Origin of the sequence: Allohahella sp. A8, assembly GCF_047946665.1 — a bacterium.
GTDB lineage: Bacteria > Pseudomonadota > Gammaproteobacteria > Pseudomonadales > Oleiphilaceae > Allohahella.
In genome coordinates, this window is the sequence record NZ_CP172312.1 from 4,424,306 (window position 1) to 4,449,478 (window position 25,173).

Genomic DNA, 25,173 nt, shown 5'->3' on the forward strand with positions numbered 1-25,173 from the left:
GCTGCGTTACAAGATTTGAGACGCAAGCTTAGCGGCCACGGGAAGGTACCGCAATCACTAGCCACCTAAAACGCGGCTGTGAATGAAGAGGCCGCTCAAACCTTGGTCTAAGCTACGCGGACGTGCGCCGCGCTGGTGCAAATGATTCAAGCTGGTGCGCTTTCACTTGTCAAATACGTCAGCTGGTGGTTATTCGCTCATTTCGGGCGAGCTGGCACATACTGCCGCTCAGGTCGTCCCACCGCGCCGTAGTTGACCTCAGGCATCAGTTCCCCGGCACTCACCAGATATTCCAGATAGCGTCGAGCAGTCGTTCTGGAGGCACCTATTTCGTTACCTACCGACTCGGCGGTCCAGGTGTCCTGTTTGCTGAGGGTCGAACGAATCCTCTCCAGGGTGAGGGCGTCGATCCCCTTCGGCAGCCTGCCGTCCTGCTGTGGCTTCTTCGCCCCTGCGGCAGATGCCACACTATCGACCTGCTGCCTCGGCAATAATGCATCGACAGCCGCCTGTGCAACGTCATGCATGCCCTCTAATGTCTGCCGATGTTCGCTGAAGCGTTGTACGGCCTCCTGCAACCGCTCAAACACGAGCGGCTTCAAGATGTAGTCGAACACGCCGCCTCTCAACGCACTTCGCAGAGTCTCTACTTCCTTCGCAGCGGTGATCAGTATGACGTCGGTGCTGCTGTCACTGGCGCGCAGTTCCCGCAATAGTTCCAGGCCGCTACCGTCAGGGAACCAGACGTCCAGCAACACCAGATCTGGCTTCAGTACTTCAATCTGGTCGCGAGCATCCGCCAGCGTATGCGCTATACCGCAGAGCTCGATATCTGGCACGGTGCAACCAGTAACATCGCCAGCCGCATTGATGCGCTCGATGAAGCGCCGCTGGATTTCTGCAATCTGACGATCGTCCTCGGCGATCAATAAACGGATGCTGTTCACGTGGGCGCTCCTGTTGACGGGCTGAAGACCTTGGGTATGTAGAGCGTGAAGCGGCTGCCTTCCGGCTGGAGGTTTTCGACAGTGACCGACCCACCGCAGCGGCTAACGAATTGCCGTACCAGGTAGAGACCGATACCGTGATCAGACTCTGTCTTGCTGGACACGCCCCTCTCGAAAATTCGCTCATGCTGGTCGGCTGGAATTCCCGGCCCCTGATCCTCGACTTCGAATATCAGATCGTGGCCCAGGTCAGTCATTGACAGGTGTACCAGGCCCTCAGCGCCGTGATGGTGAAGGGTGGCCTCGAGTGCGTTGTCGATCAGGTTGCCCAGCGCGCTGACCAGTTGTTCCTTCGGCAGCTCTGGAGGCAGCTGTGCCATCTGACTGTCGGGGTCGATGACCAGCCGCAGCCCCATCTCGCGTGCACGGTTATACTTGCCAAGCAGACAACCGGCGAGAACAGGGTCAGGCACGGCATCGAGCAGCAGATGAATCAGAGCCTGATGATCAGTCACTTCGCTACTGATCAGCGCAAGTGCCTGTTCTGCGGCACCAATCTGGATCAGGCCCGCAATGGTATGCAGCTTGTTCGAGTACTCATGGGTCTGGCTTCTCAGTGTCTCGGCATATTGCTGGATTCGCGTCAGCTGCTGGCTTACCTGATCAAGCTCGTCACGCAGACGGAAACTCGCAACGACACCAATAATGGTGTCGCCTTGCCGCACTGGCAGCCGGTTCACGATCATCTGTCGCCCGCGAAGCCAGACCTCCAGATCGAAAGCCGATTCTCCCGTTCTCAATACCGACATGAGATCATTCTCCGGCAGTATGGCTTCGATCGGCTGCCCGGCAAGCGCGGTAGACGGTTCGAGTCCAAGTGTCTGGATTGCGGTGCGGTTGAACGTGGTGATGATGCCATTGCGATCAACCGCGATGATGCCTTCGCGAACCGATTCGAGCGTAGCGTTTCGCTCCTGGAACAGCGCAGCGATCTCCTCCGGTTCGAGCCCGAAGATAGCGCGCTTGAATCGACCGGCAATCACTATGGCGGCCGCCACACTACCCAGCAGCATCAGACCCATCACACTATAGAGCACCGCATTGTAGCGCTGGATCGTCGACTGTACCTGAGCCAGCGAATAGCCCACCGATACGATGCCGATGATGTTGCCATCTTCGCCATTGAGGTCATCCCGTATAGGGGCCTTGCCACGCATGGAAAGCCCAAGACTGCCCATCGCTCGAGATATATAGCCGTGACCTTCCTGCAGCGCCTCCAGGCCGAGGTCGCCGTCGTCGTCGGCCATTGAGGCGCCTACTCTGGACACATCCGGATGGGCGAGCCGTATGCCCTGATGGTCACCAATCACGATGAACAGGGCTTCATTGGTGGCTGTAAGGCGGGCACTCAGTGCAAGCAGGCGGTCGCTATCACGGGACTTCACGCCCTCGATGACAGAAGGCAAGGCGGCGACTGTCCTGGAGACCATGAGGGCGCGCTGGCCGATTTCGTCATAGAGCGCATCGCTGAGATAGTAGCCGGCGAAGCCGCCAATGAGCGCAGTCTGCAGCGCACTGACCAGGCCGAGCACGAGAATCATGCGGGTCTTGAGCTTCAGCTTGCTGTAGCGCTGCCACGGCATTGATATGGAGGGGGAGGACATAGACAGGTCATGATCTTGTTATGTGTGAACAGTATGCACTTTATTCGCTTTAAGCACTCAATACCCCTTACGTTCGCAATCTTTCGTACTGGGTACGGCTATCGGTACCGTGGGCAGGCATCAACAACAATAAGCCGAGGTCACCATGATACCTGTTGCACATTATCTGTCTTCAAAGCGCCTGACTGTCGTCACGGCAGTTCTTGTTTCAACAATCAGCTTCTCCGCGTTGGCGTGGCAGCCAAGTGGCAAGGTCGAATGTATTGCCCCGTCTGATCCTGGCGGCGGCTGGGATTTCACTTGCCGGAACGTGGCCAATGTACTGAAAGATCTGAGTCTCATACCGGGCACCATGCAGACCACCAATATGGCTGGCGCTGGCGGTGGTGTTGCTTTCGCACATACCATCAGCAAGCGCAGCAAGGACGATAAAGTCATCGTCGCCGCCTCGACGGCAACAACCACGCGTCTCGCGCAGAAGCAGTTCCCTGGCATGAAGGCCGAAATGGTCGAGTGGCTCGGGTCGGTCGGTGCCGACTACGGCATCATCGCAGTGCTCAAGGATTCCCCTTACAAGACACTGCCGGAATTGCTCGAGGCAAGCAAGAAGGATCCGCGTGCAGTGAAATATGCCGGCGCCAGTGCCCGTGGTGGCTGGGATCATCTGAAGGTTCTGATAGCCGCCAAAGCAGGTGGCGTCGAGAATCTGCCCCACATCCCATACCTTTCCTACAACAATGGCGGCGAAGCACTGACGCAGATCGTCGGTGGTCAGGTCGATGCCTTCACTGGTGACGTCTCCGAGGCCACAGGTTTTCTGGAATCGGGTGATATTCGCGTCCTCGCGGTGCTTGCGCCCGAGCGTCTGCCAGGCAAGTTCAGCGACATCCCTACCGCTAAAGAGCAGGGCATTGATGCCGTTGCCCCGAACTGGCGCGGCTTCTACATGCCGGCCGGCGCCTCTGAAGAAGCCAAGGCTTTTTGGGGCGACGCCATCGATAAAGTGTATGCCAGCGAGCAGTGGAAGCAGGTCATGAAAACCAGTGGACTGATCCCCTTCGAGAATGACGAAGGGAGTTTCGATGAATTCATTCGTGCACAGGTCACCGACATCGAAGAACTTTCACGTGAAATAGGTCTGCTGAAATGAGCGCCGCGACCGATCCACGAGCGAGGCCCAGTGCATGGGGCGACCGACTGCTGGGTGTCGGGCTACTCGTGCTCGCGGTGGCCTATGGCTGGGTGTCCCAGCAGTGGCCGGAACCCTTTGGCGGCGCAGAATCCGTAGGCCCTGAAACATTCCCGACACTGCTGTCCGTGGTGCTGGCGCTCTCAAGTCTCTACCTGATCGTCAAGCCGGATGAGGATGCACATTGGCCGGCCGGACGCACCGGCTTCGAACTGCTGCTAGCGGTTGTCATTCTCATCGTGTACGCAGCGTTGCTGGAGCCTTTGGGGTTCGTCATTGCGACAACACTGGCAGTGGGTAGCCTGTGCTGGCGCATGGGCGCGCACCCCCGGCCAGCCTTTCTCACCGGCCTTGCAAGTGCGGTGCTGGTGTTCGCGCTGTTCAATTATGGACTCGAACTGAGTCTTCCCGAGGGGCTCCTCGCCCTCTGATACAACAATAAAATCGGGTAACGATCATGGAAACACTACAGCTGTTGATGACTGGCTTTGCCGTCGCGCTGACTTTTGAAAACCTGATGTTCGCGCTATTCGGCGCCTTCATCGGCACGATCATCGGTGCCTTGCCCGGCCTTGGTCCGGCCAACGGTGTCGCGATTCTGATTCCACTGGCATTCACCCTCGGGCTATCGCCCGAGACGTCGATGATACTGCTCACCGCGGTGTATGCTGGCGCGATGTATGGCGGAAGAATCTCCTCCATCCTGTTGAATATTCCCGGCGACGAGCCGGCGATGATGACCTGCCTTGACGGCTATCCGATGGCGAAAAAAGGGCGTGCCGCTGAAGCGCTGGCAATGTCCGCCATTGCGTCCTTCGTCGGTAGCCTCATCGGTACCATCGGCCTGATCATGTTGGCGCCGGTGCTGGCACGCTTCGCCTTGACCTTCGGTCCGGCTGAATATTTTGCGCTGTTTTTGCTCGCCTTCGCCACACTAGGCGGCATCGCAGGCAAGAATCCGGTGAAGACCATTATCGCGGCCGCACTGGGTCTGATGATATCTTCAGTGGGCATCGATATCGCAACAGGCACGCAGCGCTATACATTCGGGGTGCTTGAGCTCTTCGAAGGTATCGATTTCATACTGGCGATCGTTGGTCTGTTTGCCATCTCGGAGCTGCTGTTCTTCATCGAAGAGAAGGCCGGCGCGGGGCGTGAGATGATCAAGGTCAACAAGCTTTCGCTCAGGCCAAAGGACGTCATGTCGGCGATGCCGACGATGTTCCGTGGTGGCATACTCGGCTTCATTGCTGGCGTTCTACCCGGTGCCGGAGCCTCTCTAGGTAGCTTTGTCAGCTATACGCTTGAGAAGCAGTATCTTGGCAAGAAGGGCAGGTTTGGCGAAGGCGATCCTCGTGGCGTGGCTGCACCTGAAGCTGGCAATAATGGCGCTGCCTCAGGTGCGCTAGTGCCCATGTTGACGCTGGGGGTGCCGGGTAGCGGCACGACTGCCGTGCTACTCGCGATGCTCATTTCGCTGAACATCACGCCAGGTCCGCTCATGTTCACGCAGAACGCCGACATCGTCTGGGGCGTCATTGCGGCCCTGCTTATCGGCAACGTGATTCTGTTGTTGCTGAACATCCCGCTCATCGGTTTCTTCGTCAAGCTGCTGTCTGTGCCGCCGATGTATCTGCTACCGATCGTGACCATGGTCGCCTTCGTAGGCATTTACTCGATCAGCCACAGTACCTTCGATCTCTATTTCATGGTGGCCTTCGGCATCGCTGGTTATTTTCTGCGCAAGCTGGCCATACCGCTGGTGCCAGTGATTCTGGGCATGCTGTTGGGCCCCGAGATGGAGAAGAACCTGAGCCATGCACTGGTCCTGTCCGATGGTGAATGGAGTACACTGTTTGCCACACCACTCGCGCTTGGCCTCTGGATTGTTGCTGCCCTCGGTCTGATACTGCCTTACGTTATCGGACCACTGCTGCGACGTCGCATGCAGAGCGCCGTCAGTAAAACGCCAATCACGGACTAAGCCATCATTCACAGGGATGTCTTGCGAAACCTGGTCGCCATCTGCATAGGCTTGACCAGTGCCTTCATGGTACAGAGCATGCTGCTGGTCGTTATCCCGCTGTATGCTCTGGAACTGGGTGCCTCGCCGATTATGATCGGCAGCATTCTATCCGTGCCGTACATTCTTCCGTTGATCTTTGCGATTCCAATGGGCGCTGCCGTTACCCGCATTGGTGGCGTGAAAGTGATCGTTGCCGGTGGCGTAGGCATGACGCTCGGGCCACTGGCGATGATGCTGCTACCGGGCTACGGCGGTCTTGTCATCTGTCAGTTGCTGGTTGGCGTAGCGCACCTGCTCATGGTGCTGGCGGCCCAGTCAATTATAGCGGGGCTGGGTCGGGGAAAGGCGCTGGAGCAGTATTTCGGTTGGTACGCTACCTGTTTGTCCGGAGGCCAGTTGGTGGGCCCGCTATGGGCCGGCTTCATGATCGATACAGATGGTACGCATTCGACATTCGCCGTCATGGCGGGTGTCGCAGTTATCAGTGTCATGAGTGGCTTTTTCCTTACGGGCGCTGCAAGGCTGGGGCAGGCGACGTCGAAGTCGATGACCGGCTTTCGCGCCCAGGGGCGGCTGCTGAAAGAAAACGTGGGCGTGCAGATTTCCATAGCGACAACAGTGGCGGTAATGTTTGCCATGGGCGCCTACGGTAGCTTCCTGCCAGTCTATCTGGAGAGTCTGGCGATATCAGCCACCACTATTGGTAGTCTGGTGAGCCTGCGCGCGTTTGCTTCCATGGCGATTCGGCCATTCATGGCGTCCACTATCAGCCTTCTCGGGGGACGGGCTGCAGCGATGATGATCTCTGTAGGCATCGTGGGGCTGGCACTTTGCCTCACTGGTTACATTGAGAATGTGGTGCTGCTGGGTGTGCTGGCGATAGCGTTGGGTATAGGCTCCGGGATATCACAGCCGCTGTCCATGGTAGTACTGGCAGAGCATGTGTCGGCCGAGCAGAGGGCTGGAGCACTGGGTATGCGGTTAATGGGAAACCGCGGTGTCCAGTTCAGCGCGCCTCTGCTACTCGGCCTGCTCGCCGAATTCACGAGCTTTTCCGCGACCTTCCTGTTTGCCGGACTGGTGGCGTTCATCTGGCTGGCCGTTATCTGTAAACTCGCTCCGGCCTTTAAATCCCGGGAGCGGGGACAGGAGCAGCCAGTATCTCCATCAAACGATTGATATCCGCTGGTTTAACGAGATGGTGATCGAAACCGGCAGCCATGGCTTTTCGGATATCCTCTGCCTGTCCGTAGCCGGTGAGGGCAACCAGCAGCGGGTTTGTACGCCCGGCGCTACTGCGAATAGCGCGTGCAACGTCGTAGCCGCTCATATCAGGTAGTCCGATATCGAGAAGTATGACGTCGGGCGCAAAGGTGTCTGCAGCACTCAGAGCCTGCTGCCCGTTCTCAGCCAGATCGACTGTATAGCCTGTAAGACGGAGCAGCTCTGCCAGCATCAGTCCTGCGTCAGCGTTGTCATCTACCACAAGTACCCGCAGTCCTGACCCAGTGTTTGGCAGGCGCGCCTGTTCCGGTAGCTCTGGCATTGGTGGTGCGTCACCGAGCGGAAGCACAACCCTGAACTCGCTGCCTTCGCCAAGGCCCGCGCTACTAACCGAAACCATGCCTCCATGTTGCTCGACGATACGCTTCACGATGGTCAGCCCTACACCAAGCCCGCCTTCAGAGCGTGCGATGGTCCTCTCGGACTGGGAGAATACATCGAAAACATGGGGCAAAAGCGCGGGGTCTATGCCCATGCCGTTGTCAGCCACCACGATGTTGACATAGCTATCTTCGCGCAAAACGATCAGCTGGATCGAACCACCTCGCTGAGTATACTTGGCAGCATTGTTGAGCACATTGCCGACCACTTGAGTGAGGCGTTGCAGATCGCCCTGGACGTACAGGGGCTCACCTGCCATTTCGATCGATAGGCGCTGTTCTTTTTCCTGAATGACCGGCTGACAAAGTTCGGAAGCCCGATAGATAATCGAACCCACTTCAAGCCGCTCGCTTTTCAGTAAGATCATACCGCGAGTAATGCGCGCCACATCGAGCAGGTCGTCGACGAGCCGGGTGAGGTGATCGACCTGCCGGTTCACGATATCCATGGATCGTGCCTTGGCATCATCGCTGACGTTCGCGAAGTTCTGGAGCTGCAGCGCCGCCTTTATTGGCGACAGGGGATTACGTAGTTCGTGTCCGAGCATGGCCAGGAACTCGTCCTTGCGGCGCTGCTCTTCAAGTAACTGCAGCTCGGCCCGTCGTCTTCGATCCACTTCCAGGGATAACTGCTTGATCTGCTGATTCAAGGCGATAAACCGGCCGCCGCGCGCTTCACGTGGCTGTAGCCTGATCAGCAATTGATGGGGTGCCTTGAGCCCTTCTCTGGCGAAAAGCGCACCTTCAGCACGGAAGATCACGGTCTTGCCAGTGGTCTCGCCAAAGCTCAATGAGCCGGGAATGAATGACCGAGTGCGGCTGCAGGCCCGCAAATACTGAAGAATCTGTTCGGGACCCTCACGACAGAGCACTGTGAGGTCGGACTTGCCGGCTTGTATATTGTAGGGGGCGAGATGGCGTTGAGCAGATTTGTTCAGTGCCAATACTCGCCCGTCAGTATCCACGAGTATTACCGACTCAGGCAGGACATCAGCGAACTGATGAAACTGTAATTCGGTTGAGAACTCGGGATGCTTAGCCTGCAAAATATTCACGGCCATCGGCAATATCTGCGTCGTCGGCAGGCTTCAGATGAACCACCACACGACAGCCTGGAGCACCCTGGGCAATCGTTTCCTGGAGTTCCACCCGAGCATAGCCCGTATTTTCCGCGGTTATGACACCAAAAACGTTCGAGGTCATCATGCACATCGACGGACGGCCGAGAACCTTTTCAGCAAATGGGCAGGCTCGGTTGCCGAATACGATGCGCTCGTCGTTTTCTTCGATGATGAAGAAGTCACCCTTGATGCGACGTTTCAGATCGACTAGCACCTGCGCCACCTGGGATCGTGAAAGGACGCTGGTGCCCATCGCTTCGCGGTAACTGAGATTGATCTGGTCGCCAATTCGCTGTCCGACCACACTTACAAAGCCGGCGGCTTCCTCAAGACCCACAACATCCTGCAGGGTTCCTGCGAGCTCGCGAATCAGCGACCTGAGGAAGACGTCACGCTCCAAGGGGATATCCAGGTCTTCAAGCGGTATTGTGGCTGGCGAACTCACTTTAGCTCCTGAACCGACAAACTCGGTTAAACGGGAAAATGTATGACCGATGTTGATCCAATCTAGTTCAATGAGCAAGTCAAGACAACGTGGCTAATTGGCCTGACGCTCGCGCCTACGGTTGTCGGCAAATCTATAGCAGCCACTCGATAGGCAGCAGCGAAAAGAATTTCACCAGGAAGCGCTCCCACAGATTCGTCTCAGGCTCGACATCGTATCGAATCTGTTCATCGCCCCGTTGCTCCACCCAATACAGATCGTCGTCCGCGTCGAGGCGCACCTCATAGGCGTAGCCAGGCACATCGAATTCAAAGGCCTCATCAATTTTCCCGGCCATGCTGGTACTCTCTATGAGAAAACCCAGTTCTGTGTTCAGGTTGGCTGACCGCGGATCGAAATTGAACGAGCCGACGAAGACGCGTTCGCCGTCTATCGAGAAGGTCTTCGCATGAAGGCTTGAGCCACTGCGGCTGAGTGAAAATATGTGACCACCTGGCTCGGGAGGTGCCGCGAATTGTCGCATCTCGTAAAGAGATACGCCGCCCTTTAACAGCGCCTTGCGCTGTTTCGCATACCCGGCATGCACTACGGCAATATCTGTGGCATTCAGGGAGTTGGTCAGCACCTCGATCTCGACGCCACTGGCCTCCATCTCTCTGAAGGACTGGGTGCCGGCTTCGGTGGGCACGAAATATGGTGAAACCAGCCTGACACTGCGCTGCGGAACATCGAGGATTCGGGCCAGATGCGAGGTGAGCAGCTCAGTTTCAGAGGCCTTGCCAAGCGCCTTGGCAGGATCATCACTGATCATGTGGACCTCCGTCCACTCGAGTTCGAGCTCTTGCTGCAGAAAGCGTGTCATGAAAGGCGACTCGCTGACGGCTTGAAGATATCGTGTGACCTCTGCTGACTCAGCGATGAGGCCAAACTGTTCAGCCGCCAGGTCGGCGAGATCGGTGGCCTCCACGTCCGACACTATGGTGTCGACCGGATAGGCGGATTCACTTGCCCAGTAGGCGTCGAAATCCTTAGACACCGCCTGGGCGACAGGTCCGATACCCAGCACATCGAGGTCCGCGAATAGCACGCCTTCCGTTGCACCGAAGTATTCATCGCCGATATTGCGCCCGCCCACGATGGTGACCTGATTGTCAGCGGTGAAAGACTTATTGTGCATGCGCCGGTTAAGGCGGCTGAAATCGGTGAAATAGTTGAGCCACTTTGCGCCACGGATCAGGAAGGGATTGAACAGTCGCACATCGATATTGGGGTGGCTGGCAAGGGCGGCCAGTTCTGTGTCGAGTCCGCTCGTGCTGTTGTCATCGATTAGCAGCCTGACTCGTACACCACGTTCCGCCGCTGCATGCAGCGCCTGCAGGAGCAGCATCCCAGTGGTGTCATCCTGCCAGATGTAGTACTGCAGATCGAGCGTACGCTCGCTCATACCAATTAGCAGGATCCTCGCTGCGAAGGCCGCTAGGGGATCCGCAAGCATGGTCACGCCGCTCTTGCCAGGATGACGTTGCGCCTGGGGGCCGACAGCACGCCCCAAAGCCGTGTTCTGCGCAACCTCACCCGGCAACGCCGTCGATAGACTCCGTTCCTTCAACGAGGGCAGGGCGCAGCCCTGAACAAAAAGGCCCAGAATAATCGCTGACAGCCTGAGGCGCGCTGTTGGTCCTGTGCAAATGTTCATGATACAGCTGAACTGGCTACTCCACGCTAACGTACGAAAGGCTCTGACTGGTAGGAAAATGTGAGGCCTGAGCCGTATGCAGATTCATCGATCTCTGCAGGACTATACAAGTATTTCGTCCGCTGGAACTGCCCGAGGGCTTTATGAAGCATTGATGACAGAGCCGCTGGCACCTGAAAATCATGGCACATCCAGGGCGTTTCTCAAGAACAAGCTGAAAGAGGCTGCCGATCTGCCGTGCGACATGCCGCTCCAGGCTGATAAACTTATAGGCTGGATGGAAAACGCAGCCCTCGCCACGGGCGAGCGTTATGCACGCTATCTAGAGGCGCGCAAGGCCGGTGAGCCTCGTCGTTACTTCAGCTCCCGCTCGCACGCGCTTTCGTTTCTGCAGCAAGCCGCCCCTACCAAGCTCGTGGATGGCGCGTGGCTCTATGGTGTGTTGCAGCACTGGCGTGATGACCGTTTTCATCCGCTTATTCGCACCTACCTCGAAGAACTCGGAGATGGCGATCCCGCCCAGAACCACGTCGTGTTGTACCAGCGGTTGTTGACGGCCTACGGCGCCGAGGAATTGCCTGAACTTGGGGATGATCATTATCTTCAGGGTGCGCTGCAGCTCGCGATGGGTTATCACGCTGATGAATTCATGCCCGAGCTGATCGGCTACAATCTGGGCTATGAACAACTGCCTTTGCATCTGCTTATTACAGCTTTCGAGCTCGATGAGCTGGCGATAGATCCCTATTACTTTACCTTGCATGTCACCATCGATAACGCGAGCACAGGTCATGCCCGTAAGGCCGTGCAGGCGCTTCTGGCTACCTTGCCAGCCTGTGGCGATCCGACGGCTTTTATCGAGCGGGTAAGCAGGGGCTATCGTCTGAACGAGCTTGGACTGAGTACGGCCGACATCATCGAAAACTTTGATCTCGAACGGGCGCTGGTGGCGATGCTGGAACGGAAGAGCATCTTTGGCCGCCACCTCCATTCCGACTTCTGTAGCATTGGCGGGAAAACCGTCAATGAGTGGCTCATGACATCGGGCCAGATGTCGGAGTTCCTCCAGGCGCTGGTGGAGAATAACTGGGTCAAGCGTCATGAAGACCCAAAGCAGAGCCGCTTCTGGCGACTCATCGATGGTAACGAGGCGCCGATGTTTGGGGTCTTCAGCCCCTGTGAAAAGCAGCTGATCTTCGATTGGATCGGCGGTGACTGGCTCAATCATGGTGAAAACATCCATGCTGCCCCGACTGCCGACGACGAGGGACCCCACACCATTCGTCACCGACGCGCGCCGGGACGGCCGGAGCGTGTGGCTGTCAGCAAGCGTAGTGGTCCCAAGGGTGATCTCGATCAGGACGTGAGTGAACTGGCGCGTGAGCTCGAACTCCTACCTCTGGAACTGCGCATGCAGCGGCTTATCCGCCTGATGGCGCCATCGAGCCATGCAACGGCTGTCGGCCTGCTGGCAACCCGTCAGTTCTCGGCGGCACTGCCGTGAGTGCTGCTGATGAGCAACTGCTGGCTCTTGGGCGTTATTTGATTGCGTCGGGCTATCACTACACCGTAGTAACGCCCGCCACACATGAATTCAACAATGCTCGTGCTGGCAGTCGCAGAGCACAGGATTTGCGAGATGTGTTTGGCTGGAGTCGCCCATTCGAGCGAGCCATCGTTGGCGATGAGCTGTTCGAGCAGATGCATCGAGCGGAGGTGCTTCTGCCACATGGACAAATCTGGCGCAGTGCCTTGAGGTGGTCCAGCCTGAGCGGTCTGCTCTTCGCACACTCGGCTTATCCCACGGAAGCTGACGACTCGGTATTCTTCGGCCCTGATACCTATCGTTTTGCCAGCCTTATCGAAGCCTATCTCCAGAGCAGTGATAAAACGGTGCAACGCGCTGTGGATATCGGCTGTGGCTCTGGCGCTGGTGCTGTTCTGGTGGCCCGGGGACGGCCGGAAGCGCAGGTGCTTGGGGTGGATATCAACCCCAAGGCCCTTCGACTCACCGCCGTCAATGCCAAACTGGCAGAGACACCTAATGTGGTGTCGCGTCAGAGTAATCTGCTGAACGATGTAGAAGGTGAGTTCGACCTCATTGTCGCAAACCCACCTTATATGCTCGATGCCCAGGAGCGCGCTTATCGCCACGGTGGCGGTGAGCTTGGCTCGGGTCTGTCTTTCCAGATTGTGGAAAGTGCCCTACAACGCTTAGCCAGTGGTGGTACGCTGTTACTCTACACGGGCATTGCGATCGTTAACGGTCACGACGGCTTTCTACAGGCGCTACGGGAACGTCTGAACAACGAGCGCTGTACTTGGCATTACCGCGAAATTGACCCTGATGTCTTTGGCGAGGAGCTCTTGAAGCCCGCCTACGCGGATGTTGAACGGATCGCCGCTGTGGCGCTCACGCTGGTAAGGGAGGGCTGAAAAACTCATCAAACCGCGTCGATAGGCTATGCTGAATGCATCGACGGTTTTGCAACACCGTGTAATGAGACTGTACAGGCGTTCGCTCGCGATATGCCCGTCGGAACGATCGACTTTTCAAGGTGACGGCGAATCGGTTGATGAGACTTTCTGGCTTTACGATAAAGGACGTCCTGTATTCACGGGATGATGCGGCAGTTGCCCTGGCAAATGCCGGTCCTGACCATTCGGATTACGGCGGCGACGATGTCATCGTCAAGTTCCAGATAACGGAATATCCATCTGCTGATTCTGATGCACGCTGGAAGCACGAATACCAGGTGTTGCAGACGATAGAGTCAGAATACATCCTGCGCGTCCTCGCCCTGGAGCACCACAACAATATTTACGTTCTGGTGCTTGAGAACTTCCCATCTGTCACGCTATCGCACTTTCTGCGAGATAACGACCTGTCCCTGGATCAGCGGCTACAGATCGCTTGTCGCCTCGTCCGAGCCCTGGGTGAGGTGCATCGGCATCAGATCATTCATCGTGATTATCATCCAGGCAATGTGTTGATCAATCCCGAGACGCTACACCTCAAGCTGTGCAACTTTTCCCTCGCAACCGGCCTTCGCGCCAAGCCTGTTCCACACGACGTCGGAAATCGGTGGGGAGCAGTTCAGTACATGTCACCGGAACAGACAGGTCGTACCGGGCTGGAGGTAGATTACCGTAGCGATTTCTATTCGCTTGGTGTCACGCTCTTCGAGCTCTTTACCGGTCGGCTGCCATTCATGACCGACGATCTCATGACGCTGATGCACAGTCATATCGCCAGAGAGCCAGAATTGCTGACTGCCGTGCGAGGCGACATTCCGGCCTCACTGGCTGCCATCGTTCACAAGCTGCTCGCGAAGTTGCCAGATGAGCGTTACCAGAGCAGCCTTGGTATTCAGGCCGATCTCGACGAATGCCAACAGCAATGGCAGCAATATCAGTATATCAAGGCCTTCGCGCCTGGCAGCAAGGATAAGCCCCAGACATTCCGCGTGTCGCGAAAGCTCTACGGCCGGACCGCTGATGAGGCCGTACTGACGGACTGCTTCGAACGAGTGTCTTCAGGCCACTCGGAAATGGTGGTGGTCGCCGGTTACTCAGGCGTCGGAAAAACGGTGCTCGTTCAGCAGTTGCAACAGCCAGAGCTTGCGACGAAGGGCTTTTTCATTTCCGGGAAATGTGATCAGTACAACCGCTCGCAGCCCTACAGCGCGCTGACTCAGGCGTTTCCAATGTTGATTCAGCAATTGCTGAGCGAGCCTGAAGTGGTGCTGGACGCCTGGCGCGAAACACTCACCACGGCACTCGGCAATAACGCGGGTGTGATCGTGGAATTACTGCCCGAGCTGGCGCTGATAACTGGCCATCCGCCTGCAGTGCCGCCGCTGCCTGCTGCAGAGGCCGAAGCGCGCTTTGTGCTGGCCTGGTCCCAGTTCATCAATGCACTGTGTTCGCCCGAGCGGCCTCTCGTGCTCTTCCTCGATGACCTGCAATGGGCCGGTGTACCGACACTGACGCTGTTGGAGAAACAACTGGCCAATCATCCTGATACGGCCCTGATGGTAGTAGGCGCCTATCGAAGCAACGAAATCGACGAGGGGCACCCGCTCACGCATACCCTGGCGACCCTGGAGCAGGGCAGAACCCCGGTTGCAAGCGTGCAGCTCGAGCCATTGCAAGCTGAGGATATCGCAGCACTGCTTGCCGATACTCTGCATTGCCCGGCAGAGGCAACTGGTGATCTGACTCAGCTCTGCCTCGAGAAGACGCATGGTAACCCATTCTTTCTGACTCAGTTCCTTGAAACGCTGCACGACCAGGGCGACATCTGGCACGACCATGTGCTCGGCTGTTGGCGATGGAACGTCAAACGCATCCGCCAACGTGATATCACGGACAACGTCGTTGATTTCATGGTCTGTAAGCTTCAGCAACTCAATGGTGCGGCGCAGTCGTTACTGGCGATTGCAGCCCATCTGGGAAACGAGTTCACGGTTAGACAACTCGCGGCCGTATGCGAGCGTGATGTGATTGCCACTGCAGCGACGCTGAAGCCGGTGCTGAACGCGGGTTTCATCGTCCCGCTCGACGATCAACTATTGTCTAGCAAGGACCGTGTGCAACTGAGCGAAGCCCGCTGCCATTTCCTGCATGACCGCGTACAGCAGGCAGCGTGGCATCTGACGCCCGATAACGAGCAGCAGGCCTTGCAGCTGCGTATCGGACGCCATCTACTGGCCGCAAGTACGCCGGCAGAAATTGAAGATAATCCGTTCATCGTGCTGCAGGCCCTGAACAACGCTCTCGATTTGATCGATGCCGAGGATGAGCGTGCGCAACTGGTCGCACTGAACCTCAGTGCAGGCCTTAAGGTGAAAAAAGCGGCAGCCTATAAAGCTGCAGCAGGATTTCTCGGCACTGCCCAGAAACTGCTGCCTGCATCGGCCTGGACGGAGCAGGCATCGTTGGCCTTTTCGATACACAAAGCGCTTGCCGAAGCTGAATATCTGGCGGGCCGTTTCGAAGCAGCCGATGCGATCTATACGGTGGTCCAGTCTGCTTCGCAGAATCCTTCAGACCTGGTCGAGCTGAGTCTGGTGCAGGCACAGCAGTATCAGATGCAGGGACGCTTCCCGGAAGCTATAGCAGTGATGCTCGCAAGCCTGCAGCAGCTCGGTTACCAGTTTCCGGAAAACGAGGAGGCAGCGGACGCGGAGCTGCTAGAGGCTTTCCAGACCACCAAGGCTGCGCTAACAGCATGCGAAGAAGTGGAGCTGTTGACCGCAGGGGAGATGTCGGACGCGGTCAGCCTGCAGTGCATGCAGCTTCACAATGCGCTGGCGGTTGCCCTTTATCTCGTCGGCGCTTTCAAATCCTACGCCGTCAATGCCTGCAGGATGGTCCAGCTTACGCTCGAGCATGGGCAATGCGAGCTCAGCGCGATTGGCTACCTCACTTATGCTACGGCCATGTCGTCCATGGGGGAAGCCTATCCGCAGTGTTACCGAATGGGCCGCCTGGCCAAGACGATGTCTGACCAATGGGACAACAAATACTACCGTGCGACCACTTACCAGTACTTCTCCTCAACCTATCAGCACTGGTGCGAACCGATCATCAATACTTTCGATCCACTCGCTCAGGTGGCGGCCTGGGGACGAGAAGGGATCAACCTGGTCTATGCCGGCTACTCGATCCTTTTCAGCATCAGAAATCAGCTTATCAGCGGCAGACCACTGCCGGAGATTGAAATCGAAGCCACCCGCGGATTGGCGTTCCTGCGCAAACACCACCAGTTGCCGATTGCGCGATATCTGAAGCTGTGCAGCTATCAGTCGATTCTAGCGCTCCAGGGCAAGACGCCCGATCCGAAGTCACTTGACTCTGACTCGCTGCACGCGATGGTTGTCTTCGATGGTGACTTCACGACGCCATCAATTGACCTGGCGTTCTACAGTAGCGCCATGATCCGACATGCCTATCTCATGGGGGACAGACCTGCGCAGCAGCAGTTCGTACAAAACCGCGGCATGATCGGCGCTTTCCTGCCAGACAGTCCGTCCGTCACCGATGCCAGCTTTTATTCGGCGCTGATACTGCTGAACGAGGCAAAGCCCAACGACGAGGATATTGGCTCGGCGCGGGAATACAGAGATCTGTTGCGAACGTGGGCTGCTGACAGTCCGCAGAATTTCGAGCACAAACAGCTGCTGATCAGTGCAGAACTCGCACGAATCGAGGCTGACAGTGAACTGGCAATGACGCTGTACGACCAGGCGATAGATGCGGCAGAAAAGGCAGGCTTCCTCCAGTGCCAGGCCATTGCCTGCGAGCGATATGCACGCTTCTGGCTGGCACGGCAGCAACAGCGTCTGGCTCAGCATTTCATCAAAGAGGCGCATTATCACTATGGTCGCTGGGGAGCCTCGGCCAAGTGTATGCTCATCGAGCGTGAGTGGCCGTCGCTATCGGGCGCCTGGAGAAATGTCTCTTATGGTGGCTACGATGATCCGACTTCATTCAGTGCGACGAAGGTCGTCTCTCCGGCCAGTCTGCTCGACTACCAGTCACTGCTGAGAGCTAATCAGTTGCTCTCACAGGAAGTGAATACCAGCGATTTGCTCAAGAAAATGATGGAAGTCCTCCTGGTGAATGCCGGTGCGCAACACGGTGGCATCGCGGTCAACGACGAGGGAGTGCTCAGGCTCGGCGTGTGTGGAAATGTCGATGCAGGAACCGGCGAGATCGATTGCCGTCTATTCGGTGCCGATCACGAGGTGCAGACGCACCAGTCTGTGGGAACTCCAGAACAGGCAGAGTCCTTGCTGCCAGACGCGATCATCCGTTATGTCCAACATACCTGTGAAACACTGCTATTGGAGAAGCCAGCGGAAGATCAACGCTTTCTCAATAACGCCTATCTTCAGCGGCACCGCCCAAAATCTGTGCTGTGTCTGCCAATTATCGGTCAGGGGCGGCTTATCGCCATTGTCTATCTCGAGAACAATCTCACTGAAAAAACATTTACTCATCAGCACAAGGATACGCTGGAACTCATTGCTGCCCAGGCCGCCGTTTCACTGGTAAATGCTCGTCACTATGGCCAACTGGAAGAAAAGGTCAGGCTGCGGACCGAAGAGCTTCATCGGCTGGCCAGTATCGATGCCCTGACCGGCGTCGCCAATCGTCGGGAATTCGATACCGTCCTCAAGCGGGAGTGGGCGCGAAGCCAGCGCGACGGTCTGCCACTCTCCCTGCTCATGATCGATATCGACCATTTCAAGCTATACAACGACCACTACGGTCACCCTGTGGGCGATCGCTGTATCAATGCTGTCGCCCAGGCACTGCAGCATGTTGTGCATCGTTCGAGTGATTTGCTTGCGCGTTATGGAGGTGAGGAGTTTGCCATTCTCATCAGTGGATCAAAGGACGTGGATATCCTTCAGATTGCACGAAACTGCCTGGAGGCAGTTCGAAGTCTGAATATACCTCACGCCTGTGTAGAGGAGGGCGATCACGTCACAATCAGTCTCGGCGTCTGCACGATGTCTGCTGTCCACGGTGACGATGCTGAGCTCATCGTCACCAAGGCGGACGAGGCACTTTACAGAGCCAAGGATCTCGGTCGAAACCGCTTCTGCGTCGCCGACTGAGTTTCTGCTGTCGACTTCAGATGCTGGTACTGTTTGGTATCATTGAGGGCAACTGGAACAGGTATGGCATCGGCCGCGTCTTGTTTCGTCCGCATATTTCGATCTCTGCCAATGCCAGGGCATGCTGAAAGCCGCTAACCGCCTCCTGAGCCCGCTGGTCGGCGAAGTAAGGCTCTCGGGGATCATCACTATATTGCCCGAGGGTATCGTACTGTACGCCGCTCAGGAGATACTCAAATGATAGTGTATACAGTGCGATGTCCAGAGGTGGATACCACCCTACAGCCTTGTCCTTGCTCGTGATCACAGTACGTCGAGCCGGCAGTGGATTATAGATGCAACCTGAGACGCTGGGGCTGAAGGACATGAGGGGATACTGCGCATAATTGACCGATGCATGCAGCGGCCCTGCGATGTAGATGATGTGGGAGACAATCTGAATCAGATAGTCGAGGCTGTCTATCATGAATGGCTGTTGGGGGTTGCCAGTCGGCTTCAGACCGTTGAGTCCTTTGAAATCAGCAAACCTGGGTGAGACAAGCTCGCTAATGAACCCCTGCAGTTCACTGTCGCCGGCCACTGCAGTGTCGTCCGCGTAATAGATCCCCAGATAGGCTGTCACGTAGCGCTTGATGGCGTCCCACAGTAGCAGCGTGTCGTCCCGGAATGCGAAGTCGGGCAAGCTGCCGGCATCGACGCCGCGAGCGTCAAACAAGCGATCCGGGCTCTGCTCGTCCCACCGCCAGGCCTGCCTTGCCTCGGAGACCATGGCCAGGGACGACTCCACTTTCAAGCCGACAGTGTTGGCCACAACCCCGCCAGGAATAACGAGACTGTGCATGGCGTTGTCGTTGATGTTCAACGTGAAACGGAAATGCGGAATCAGCAACTGCAGTAAAGGATGTTGATCAGACAATTGGCGGTGTGCCGCAACGATCATCGGGTCCAGCGTCAGGTGGCAGGCGCCGAGGTGGGCGACGTTTTCGTGCTGCATCGCACAGGCCACGTTCACCAGCGTCTTGGCGAGTTGCCACTTCAGGCCCTTGGCATCGTTGGCGTCAGCGCAGTCGTTGGGTGTGAAGATAGGCGCAGATTCTGCGTCATGTTGCTGTTGCAGCTGAATGGCAATCGGCTGCATTGCGCCGTTGCTCTCGGGGTATCCCGGGCCAGGATCGGGGTTCCAATAAAACACGGCGATCGGCGCGGCCACATAGCGCTCCTCACCATGATTGGGATCAGTCCTGGCGTCGGCCAGCATCGAATAGTCGCATACGTAAAGCCGTCTTTTTTTGGCGGCAGCTTTCAGCGTCAGTCCTGCATCCCCGGTTACTGACTGGAGTATCGCATCTGTGAGCGGCATTTTTTTGAGCAGTGCGGACAAGCGTGTCGCGTAGGCCGGCGCATCCTTATCGGGTCTGACTCCCGTCAGAATGGTCGTATTGAACCCTGCAGTCTGTAGATAGCCAAAATACCAATCCTGCTCATAAGGTTCGGCCTTGCTCTTCATCCAAGGCTGCCTCGTGACCTCCAATGTCTGCGGCTTGGGCAGGAGCTCGAAAAGCTTTGTGTAGTCAGCGACGCCGGTCGCCTGGAGATAATCCCGTCGACCATCTCGATCAAGCATGCTGAAGAGGGTCGATCTCAGTAAAGCCGTTGGGCCATCACGAAGCATTTCTTCAAATACCTGATTCAGGCCTGTGGCCATCCGCTGAAGGTCAGCTGGAATTCTAACCAGGCCTTCCAGGGCTCGAGGCACCTTGCTCAGGCTACCCAGCAGACCCTTCAGGTTCTCCAGGTCACGCTCGAGATGAAAGATGCTCAGGTTGTCTTCGAGCTTGTCCCAGGCTTTTTCAACATCCCGGATTGCTTCAGTGGGCAGATCGCCTTCCAGCTCTTCTGCAAGAATGCCGAGTACGACATACTTGAAATTCGCGGCGAGACGCAGGAATACTGGCAGTACCTTGGCGGTGTAGGCCAGCGAAAATTCCTCGCCTTTCGGTACCCCGGCAGATAATGGCACATGCTCCAGGTACGACTGCATGTAGTTATAGTTGGTGCGCGCCAGGGAGAGCTGGAACTGGCGCTGAGACTGGGCTGCGGGGCTGTCGTTCTGGGGAAGACTGGGCATGGTTGTGCTGGGTAGGGCATCGATCATCAACTTTTCCTTACAGCAGAAAGATGGGACTACATCGATCAAGATTTTTTTTGTTGCCTATAAGGTATAGATGATGAGGAGGGAAGTGCGAAGTTACGTGAATCGAGTGGCGTGTTAGAGTTGGCGTTCAAAGTACCGGAACCTGTTGCGCAAATGCAAAAGCAGCGGCAGACCCTGGCCATTGTTTGGAGTAACTTGATGACGAGCTTGTTTATTCCCGCTTCTGCGGCCAAACATTGTGCGAAGCCTGGCCTCCAACGCCTGATCTTCAGGTCCTGGTGGCGACCTGGGAGCGGCAGTACGCGAATCCTCGCCAGTCTGCTGCTGTCTTCGGCTGTAACCTTCGCTCAGGCGGAAGAAAACACGTCCACTCTGCAACGTCCTCTCATTCTAGGCTTCGTCGAGTTTCCGCCTGCGTCGTATGTGGATGCCGATGGTAAGCCTGCTGGAGAACTACTGGATTTGGGGCAGCGGGCGCTCGCAGAGGCCGGTTACAGCTGGGAGGCGAAGCACTATCCCGCAAACAGGCTGGCTTCGTACATGGGCACGGGCGAGGTCGATCTGTTCCTCGGCATATCCACTGTTCCTGGCTTCGAGGGCAATACAATCGCCGGAGAGAAGACGATCGCGCATATCGAGCTGCGCGCCTACGCCAAGGGCGATGCACCGGTAGTAGAACGCTGGGAAGATCTGAGAGGAAAGACGGTCATCATCCTGCGCGGATACAGTTACGGTGGCTGGATAGGCGAAATTCTGGATCCCGCTAATGGCATCAACGCGCTGGAGGTGGACGAGCACGAACAGGCCCTCAAGGTGCTGAACCTGGGTCGGGGGGACATTCTGCTGGACTACAAAAGCCCGGTTGACACCGCGCTCAGGCAGGTCGAAGTGCCCGACTTGCAAAGCACGCTGATCTCGCTGCTCAATTGCAAGTTCGTCGTGTCCCGAAAGACGCCTCAGGCGCAGAAAGTGCTGACAGACCTTGAGGCAGCCTTCGAGCGCCTGGAAGAGCGTGAGGCAGTGTACTGACTCACGATCGTGAGGCGTCTATCAAATCGAGCACCAGCTCAGGCGGCCGACACACCTTTACGCCGGCAGGCGCCACCACAATCGGCCGATTGATCAGCCTTGGGTGCGCCGCCAGCGCATCTAGACGAGCTTCTTCGGTCGTCGTGGCATCACCGAGATTCATGGCCTTGAACTCATCCTCATTCGGTCGCATGAGCTCAAGTACCGAGACACCAGCACGGTCTGCCAGCGCAGCCAGGATCGCCTTGTCAGGCGGGTTCTTCAGATACTCGACGACGGTCGGCTCGACCCCTGCATCCTTGATCAGCTTAAGGGCCGCACGGGATTTACTGCAGGCAGGATTGTGGTAGATCGTGATGTCCATAAGGCACTCCGTTGTGAAAGCATATAAAAATACAGCTGAACGGGTGAGTGTTCGGTGAGTAGTTGAGAAGTCGTGATTCTCATATCCGCATTGTGTAACTGAGCTAGAGACGGTTAGAGGTTATGATATTAACAGGTTGCGCGGAAAGCCCATTTATTAAGCATCTTTATCAAGGCTTTCTTATTCAATGGCTTAGCAATATAGTCATCCATTCCCGCGTTCAAAAATTTTTCCTGATCTCCGGGCATTGCGTTCGCCGTTAGCGCAATTATAGGGGTGCTCTGTATTGCAGATTCCTCTCGGATTGCCCTGGTTGCTTTAATGCCATCCATTTCCGGCATGAAAATGTCCATAAGAATGATGTCGTAGCCGAAGTCTTTAGCGGCCTGCAAAGCTTCAAGACCGTTGCCAACGACATCCGCGTAGTAGCCGGTGTTCTCAAGCATTGCTCTGAAAACAATTTGATTTGCCGGTGAGTCCTCAGCAATCAAAACCCGGACTGGATGGTGCTCTAATTCGGCAGGAGTGAGTTCACAAGCCTCATCGATCGAATCCTGTTGATTCGTCGCATCGCCAGCTTCAAACGGAATGGTCAGCTCAAAGATCGCGCCATCTCCTGGCCGGCCTTCTGCTACTATAGATCCCCCCATAAGCTCCGTAAGGCGCTTACAAATGGCCAGCCCAAGGCCAGTTCCTTCATGTTTACGAGAGGCGGTAGAATCGAGTTGGAGGAATGGCTGAAACAGCGTGTCTGCCTGCGCACCCGAGAATCCAATCCCAGTGTCTTCTATACGGAATTGGAATTGGAGTTCGCTAGATAAAGCCTTTTCCTTTATAACAGAAAGAGTGACTGACCCGTGGTCAGTAAATTTAAGCGCGTTAGACAGTAAGTTGAGAAGGATCTGCTGGAGCCTGCCGGCATCACCCTTGACCATAACTTCAGACTCAGAGTCGATGTTTCCGATCAAGGCAATATTCTTCTGGTCGGCTTTGCTCTGGCAGAGCTTTAGGGCTTTCCGAGCGATTACCGCAAGATTGAATTCGTTGTACTCTAGCTCCAGCTTATTGGCCTCCATTTTTGACAGATCGAGCAGCTCGTTCAGCAGGTTCAGTAAATGTTCAGCGGAATCATGCGTGAGATCTATGTATTCCTGATCCTTAGATTGAAGTCGGCCGCTCAACTGCATCAGGTTTACCATACCAAGAATCGCGTTCAGGGGCGTGCGTAGCTCGTGACTAACGGTCGCAAGGAAGGCAGTCTTGGCTTCGTTCGCCGACTCTGCCCTGCGCTTTTCCGATGCCAGTTCATGTTCCTTCTTCTTGAGTTCAGAGACGTCTGTATAGGCGATGATGCTTCCACCCGAGGGAACCCTCGATTCAATGGCACGTAACCAGCGCCCATCGGAGAGCTCAAGCTCCAGCCCTTCGGGAGCCGGATTCCGATGGTAGGCTATTCTCTGTGCGTACATTTCATCGCGACTTTGGGGATCTCCATCGGAAAGCCTATAAATTCCGGTTTCTATGCTTTCACGAATCAGATTTTCGAAAGTAACGCCGAGCGAGATAGGGCAGTGCTCGCGAGCAAAAAAGTCACGATATTTACGGTTGCAGCTAACCAGTCGGTCGTACTCATCGAACACTGAAAAGCCGTCCGGCAGTGCTTCAATGGCATCTCTGAACCGCGCATTGCTTTTTTGTAGCGCATGTTTGGCGAGGTCGACCGCTCGCTGATAGCGATAGGGGAGTCGCAACAATAAGTACAGCAGTGCTGCAATCAGCAGCGCGGATGCGGTAATCAGACCCCACATTCCGGGGGAAATTACGTGAAACGTTGGCGGGGTCGGCACGGTCATGCCAATCTCCCAACGGCCAGCCGGCAACGAGACCGACGCCGAGAGATGCTCACCTTTGAACACTGCCTCAGATCCGAAAAAAATGTCCCCCTTGCTACCAAGACCATTTCGACCGCGAATGGCGACACTGAAGTTCTTAGACAAGCGATAAAAATCTGACACGTTTAGCAGTGAGTCGAGGTCGATGAGAACTGTGGCGAATCCCCAGAACTTATCTGATGCATTACGCTCTTCCGAATTTCTATTATCTACAAATACCGGAAGTCTGCCGATTAATGCCGTTCCGCCCTGGAGTAGTTCCAGCGGGCCTGCTATCCACATCTCCCCCGTTTGAATCGCTTTCGTGGCCACCATCCGCCGATTAGGGTCGGCGAGCAGGTCGTGCCCGAGGGCAGGGCTGTTTGTAGCTTCGGGCCATAGGTAACTCACGACGCCGTTAGGAGCAAGCTGGAGGCTTCTAATGCCGGTCAAACTTTTTCCAAGGTCCTGTGCGAAGGAAAGAAACCCTTCTCTGTCTATGTCGTCACGACCAGCTCTCACGAGCCCAGCTAAACCATGCGTCAAGTGGAGGCGTGCATTCAACTCCGTTTCAAGTCGACCACGAATATTAGAGAGCCGGCTTGATGTCTTCGCTATATCTTCTGCATAGTTGGCTTCGAGCGTGTGAATGTAGTAGCGGCTGCAGGCGATGAAAATTGCAAAGAAGATGCCCGTTGCGATCGCCAGAGCAATGGGTTTTCTGGATATGAGACTGCCTACGTTTTGAAGGAAGTCGCCAAATCTGTCGTGGCTATGGTCAAGTAAGGTGGCATTGGGTAAGGGGGTCGCCGCTATTTCTTTATCGACGAGCTGGGCCAGGTGCTGCAATAGCTTGAGTTCGCTGTCACCAAAGGCCCGTGGAGAGTGATCAATGATACAAAGCGTACCCAGCGGGTATCCGTCAGGAGACCGAATAGGGTACCCAGCGTAAAACCGAATCCTGATTTCTCCGGTGACCAGTGGGTTGTTCATAAATCGCGCATCTTGCAGTGCGTCCTCGACAACAAGCGGTTCGTCGGATGCCAGTGCATGAGAGCAAAAGGAAATGTTTCTGGCGGTTTCGGTAATCTTGAGGCCGGATTTGGCCTTGAACCACTGTCGCTCGCTATCGAGAAGAGTGATGATGGCAATGGGTACATCGAACAGCTCTCTCGCCTGGTTGACAATATGATCAAACCGGTGCTCAGCGTCAGAATCCATCAGTGCAAGACAGTGCAGAGCTTCTAATCTTTCAGCTTCATTAGAGGGAGTTGCAGCTTCAATCATGGTTTGTAGCTCTATCTGTCGAATGGGGATTCGTTTCAGAGTACACGAAGCGAATTTGGTGCCAGTTTCAACAAAGCTCTTGAC

General features: G+C 56.1%; 16 protein-coding genes. 8 read left to right on the plus strand and 8 right to left on the minus strand.

Features of this window, described 5'->3' with window-relative positions:
• Positions 1–197: 197 nt before the first annotated feature.
• Positions 198–947, minus strand: a complete 750-nt coding sequence (locus ACH3PB_RS19805) for a response regulator (protein WP_416397215.1) — start codon at positions 945–947, stop codon at positions 198–200.
• The gene (locus ACH3PB_RS19810) at positions 944–2,611 is read right to left on the minus strand and encodes an ATP-binding protein (RefSeq protein WP_416397216.1); all 1,668 of its coding nucleotides are present in this window, start codon (positions 2,609–2,611) and stop codon (positions 944–946) included. Before ACH3PB_RS19810 ends, ACH3PB_RS19805 begins: the two co-directional genes overlap by 4 nt.
• A 145-nt stretch (positions 2,612–2,756) precedes the next feature.
• Here ACH3PB_RS19810 and ACH3PB_RS19815 point away from each other — a divergent pair, with 145 nt between their 5' ends.
• From ACH3PB_RS19815 to ACH3PB_RS19830, 4 genes are read left to right on the plus strand one after another with little or no spacing between them, the layout of a single operon-like run.
• Positions 2,757–3,761 (plus strand): Bug family tripartite tricarboxylate transporter substrate binding protein, encoded by a 1,005-nt coding sequence (locus tag ACH3PB_RS19815; protein ID WP_416397217.1) that lies wholly within the window; start codon positions 2,757–2,759, stop codon positions 3,759–3,761.
• Positions 3,758–4,231: a tripartite tricarboxylate transporter TctB family protein gene (locus ACH3PB_RS19820; RefSeq protein ID WP_416397218.1), complete on the plus strand. Its 474-nt coding sequence runs from the start codon at positions 3,758–3,760 to the stop codon at positions 4,229–4,231. The genes ACH3PB_RS19815 and ACH3PB_RS19820 overlap by 4 nt, the downstream gene beginning before the upstream one ends.
• A gap of 26 nt (positions 4,232–4,257) precedes the next feature.
• Complete coding sequence (locus tag ACH3PB_RS19825) at positions 4,258–5,784, plus strand: tripartite tricarboxylate transporter permease (protein WP_416397219.1); 1,527 nt, start codon at positions 4,258–4,260, stop codon at positions 5,782–5,784.
• A 21-nt stretch (positions 5,785–5,805) separates the two neighbouring features.
• Positions 5,806–7,005, plus strand: coding sequence for an MFS transporter (locus tag ACH3PB_RS19830; protein ID WP_416397220.1), 1,200 nt, complete (start codon positions 5,806–5,808; stop codon positions 7,003–7,005).
• Here ACH3PB_RS19830 and ACH3PB_RS19835 read toward each other — a convergent pair.
• The 3 genes from ACH3PB_RS19835 to ACH3PB_RS19845 form a co-directional block, all read right to left on the minus strand.
• A complete protein-coding gene (locus ACH3PB_RS19835) occupies positions 6,953–8,551 on the minus strand; it encodes an ATP-binding protein (RefSeq protein WP_416397221.1) in 1,599 nt (532 codons plus the stop codon). The two genes, ACH3PB_RS19830 and ACH3PB_RS19835, sit on opposite strands and share 53 nt — an antisense overlap.
• The gene (locus ACH3PB_RS19840) at positions 8,526–9,056 is read right to left on the minus strand and encodes a methanogen output domain 1-containing protein (protein ID WP_416397222.1); all 531 of its coding nucleotides are present in this window, start codon (positions 9,054–9,056) and stop codon (positions 8,526–8,528) included. Before ACH3PB_RS19840 ends, ACH3PB_RS19835 begins: the two co-directional genes overlap by 26 nt.
• 133 nt (positions 9,057–9,189) lie before the next feature.
• Positions 9,190–10,752 (minus strand): phospholipase D family protein, encoded by a 1,563-nt coding sequence (locus tag ACH3PB_RS19845; RefSeq protein WP_416397223.1) that lies wholly within the window; start codon positions 10,750–10,752, stop codon positions 9,190–9,192.
• Positions 10,753–10,906: 154 nt separating this feature from the next.
• On the opposite strand from ACH3PB_RS19845, the gene ACH3PB_RS19850 reads away from it, so the two are divergent.
• From ACH3PB_RS19850 to ACH3PB_RS19860, 3 genes are all read left to right on the plus strand, one after another.
• Positions 10,907–12,256, plus strand: coding sequence for an iron-containing redox enzyme family protein (locus ACH3PB_RS19850; RefSeq protein ID WP_416397224.1), 1,350 nt, complete (start codon positions 10,907–10,909; stop codon positions 12,254–12,256).
• A complete protein-coding gene (locus ACH3PB_RS19855) occupies positions 12,253–13,188 on the plus strand; it encodes a methyltransferase (protein ID WP_416397225.1) in 936 nt (311 codons plus the stop codon). The genes ACH3PB_RS19850 and ACH3PB_RS19855 overlap by 4 nt, the downstream gene beginning before the upstream one ends.
• Before the next feature lie 140 nt (positions 13,189–13,328).
• Entirely contained in the window at positions 13,329–18,383 is a 5,055-nt protein-coding gene (locus tag ACH3PB_RS19860) for a diguanylate cyclase (protein ID WP_416397226.1), read from the plus strand.
• A 16-nt stretch (positions 18,384–18,399) separates the two neighbouring features.
• On the opposite strand, the gene ACH3PB_RS19865 is transcribed toward ACH3PB_RS19860, so the two are convergent.
• Positions 18,400–20,538: a lipoxygenase family protein gene (locus tag ACH3PB_RS19865; protein ID WP_416397227.1), complete on the minus strand. Its 2,139-nt coding sequence runs from the start codon at positions 20,536–20,538 to the stop codon at positions 18,400–18,402.
• A gap of 198 nt (positions 20,539–20,736) precedes the next feature.
• On the opposite strand from ACH3PB_RS19865, the gene ACH3PB_RS19870 reads away from it, so the two are divergent.
• Complete coding sequence (locus ACH3PB_RS19870) at positions 20,737–21,567, plus strand: substrate-binding periplasmic protein (RefSeq protein ID WP_416397228.1); 831 nt, start codon at positions 20,737–20,739, stop codon at positions 21,565–21,567.
• 1 nt (position 21,568) lies between these two features.
• Here the strand turns inward: ACH3PB_RS19870 and arsC are convergent, their stop codons facing one another.
• Together arsC and ACH3PB_RS19880 are read right to left on the minus strand one after the other, a co-directional pair.
• Positions 21,569–21,931 carry an arsenate reductase (glutaredoxin) gene (arsC, locus tag ACH3PB_RS19875; protein ID WP_416397229.1) on the minus strand — a complete coding sequence of 121 codons (363 nt, stop codon included), beginning with the start codon at positions 21,929–21,931 and terminating at the stop codon, positions 21,569–21,571.
• Positions 21,932–22,059: 128 nt separating this feature from the next.
• A complete protein-coding gene (locus tag ACH3PB_RS19880) occupies positions 22,060–25,089 on the minus strand; it encodes a response regulator (RefSeq protein ID WP_416397230.1) in 3,030 nt (1,009 codons plus the stop codon).
• Positions 25,090–25,173: the final 84 nt, after the last annotated feature.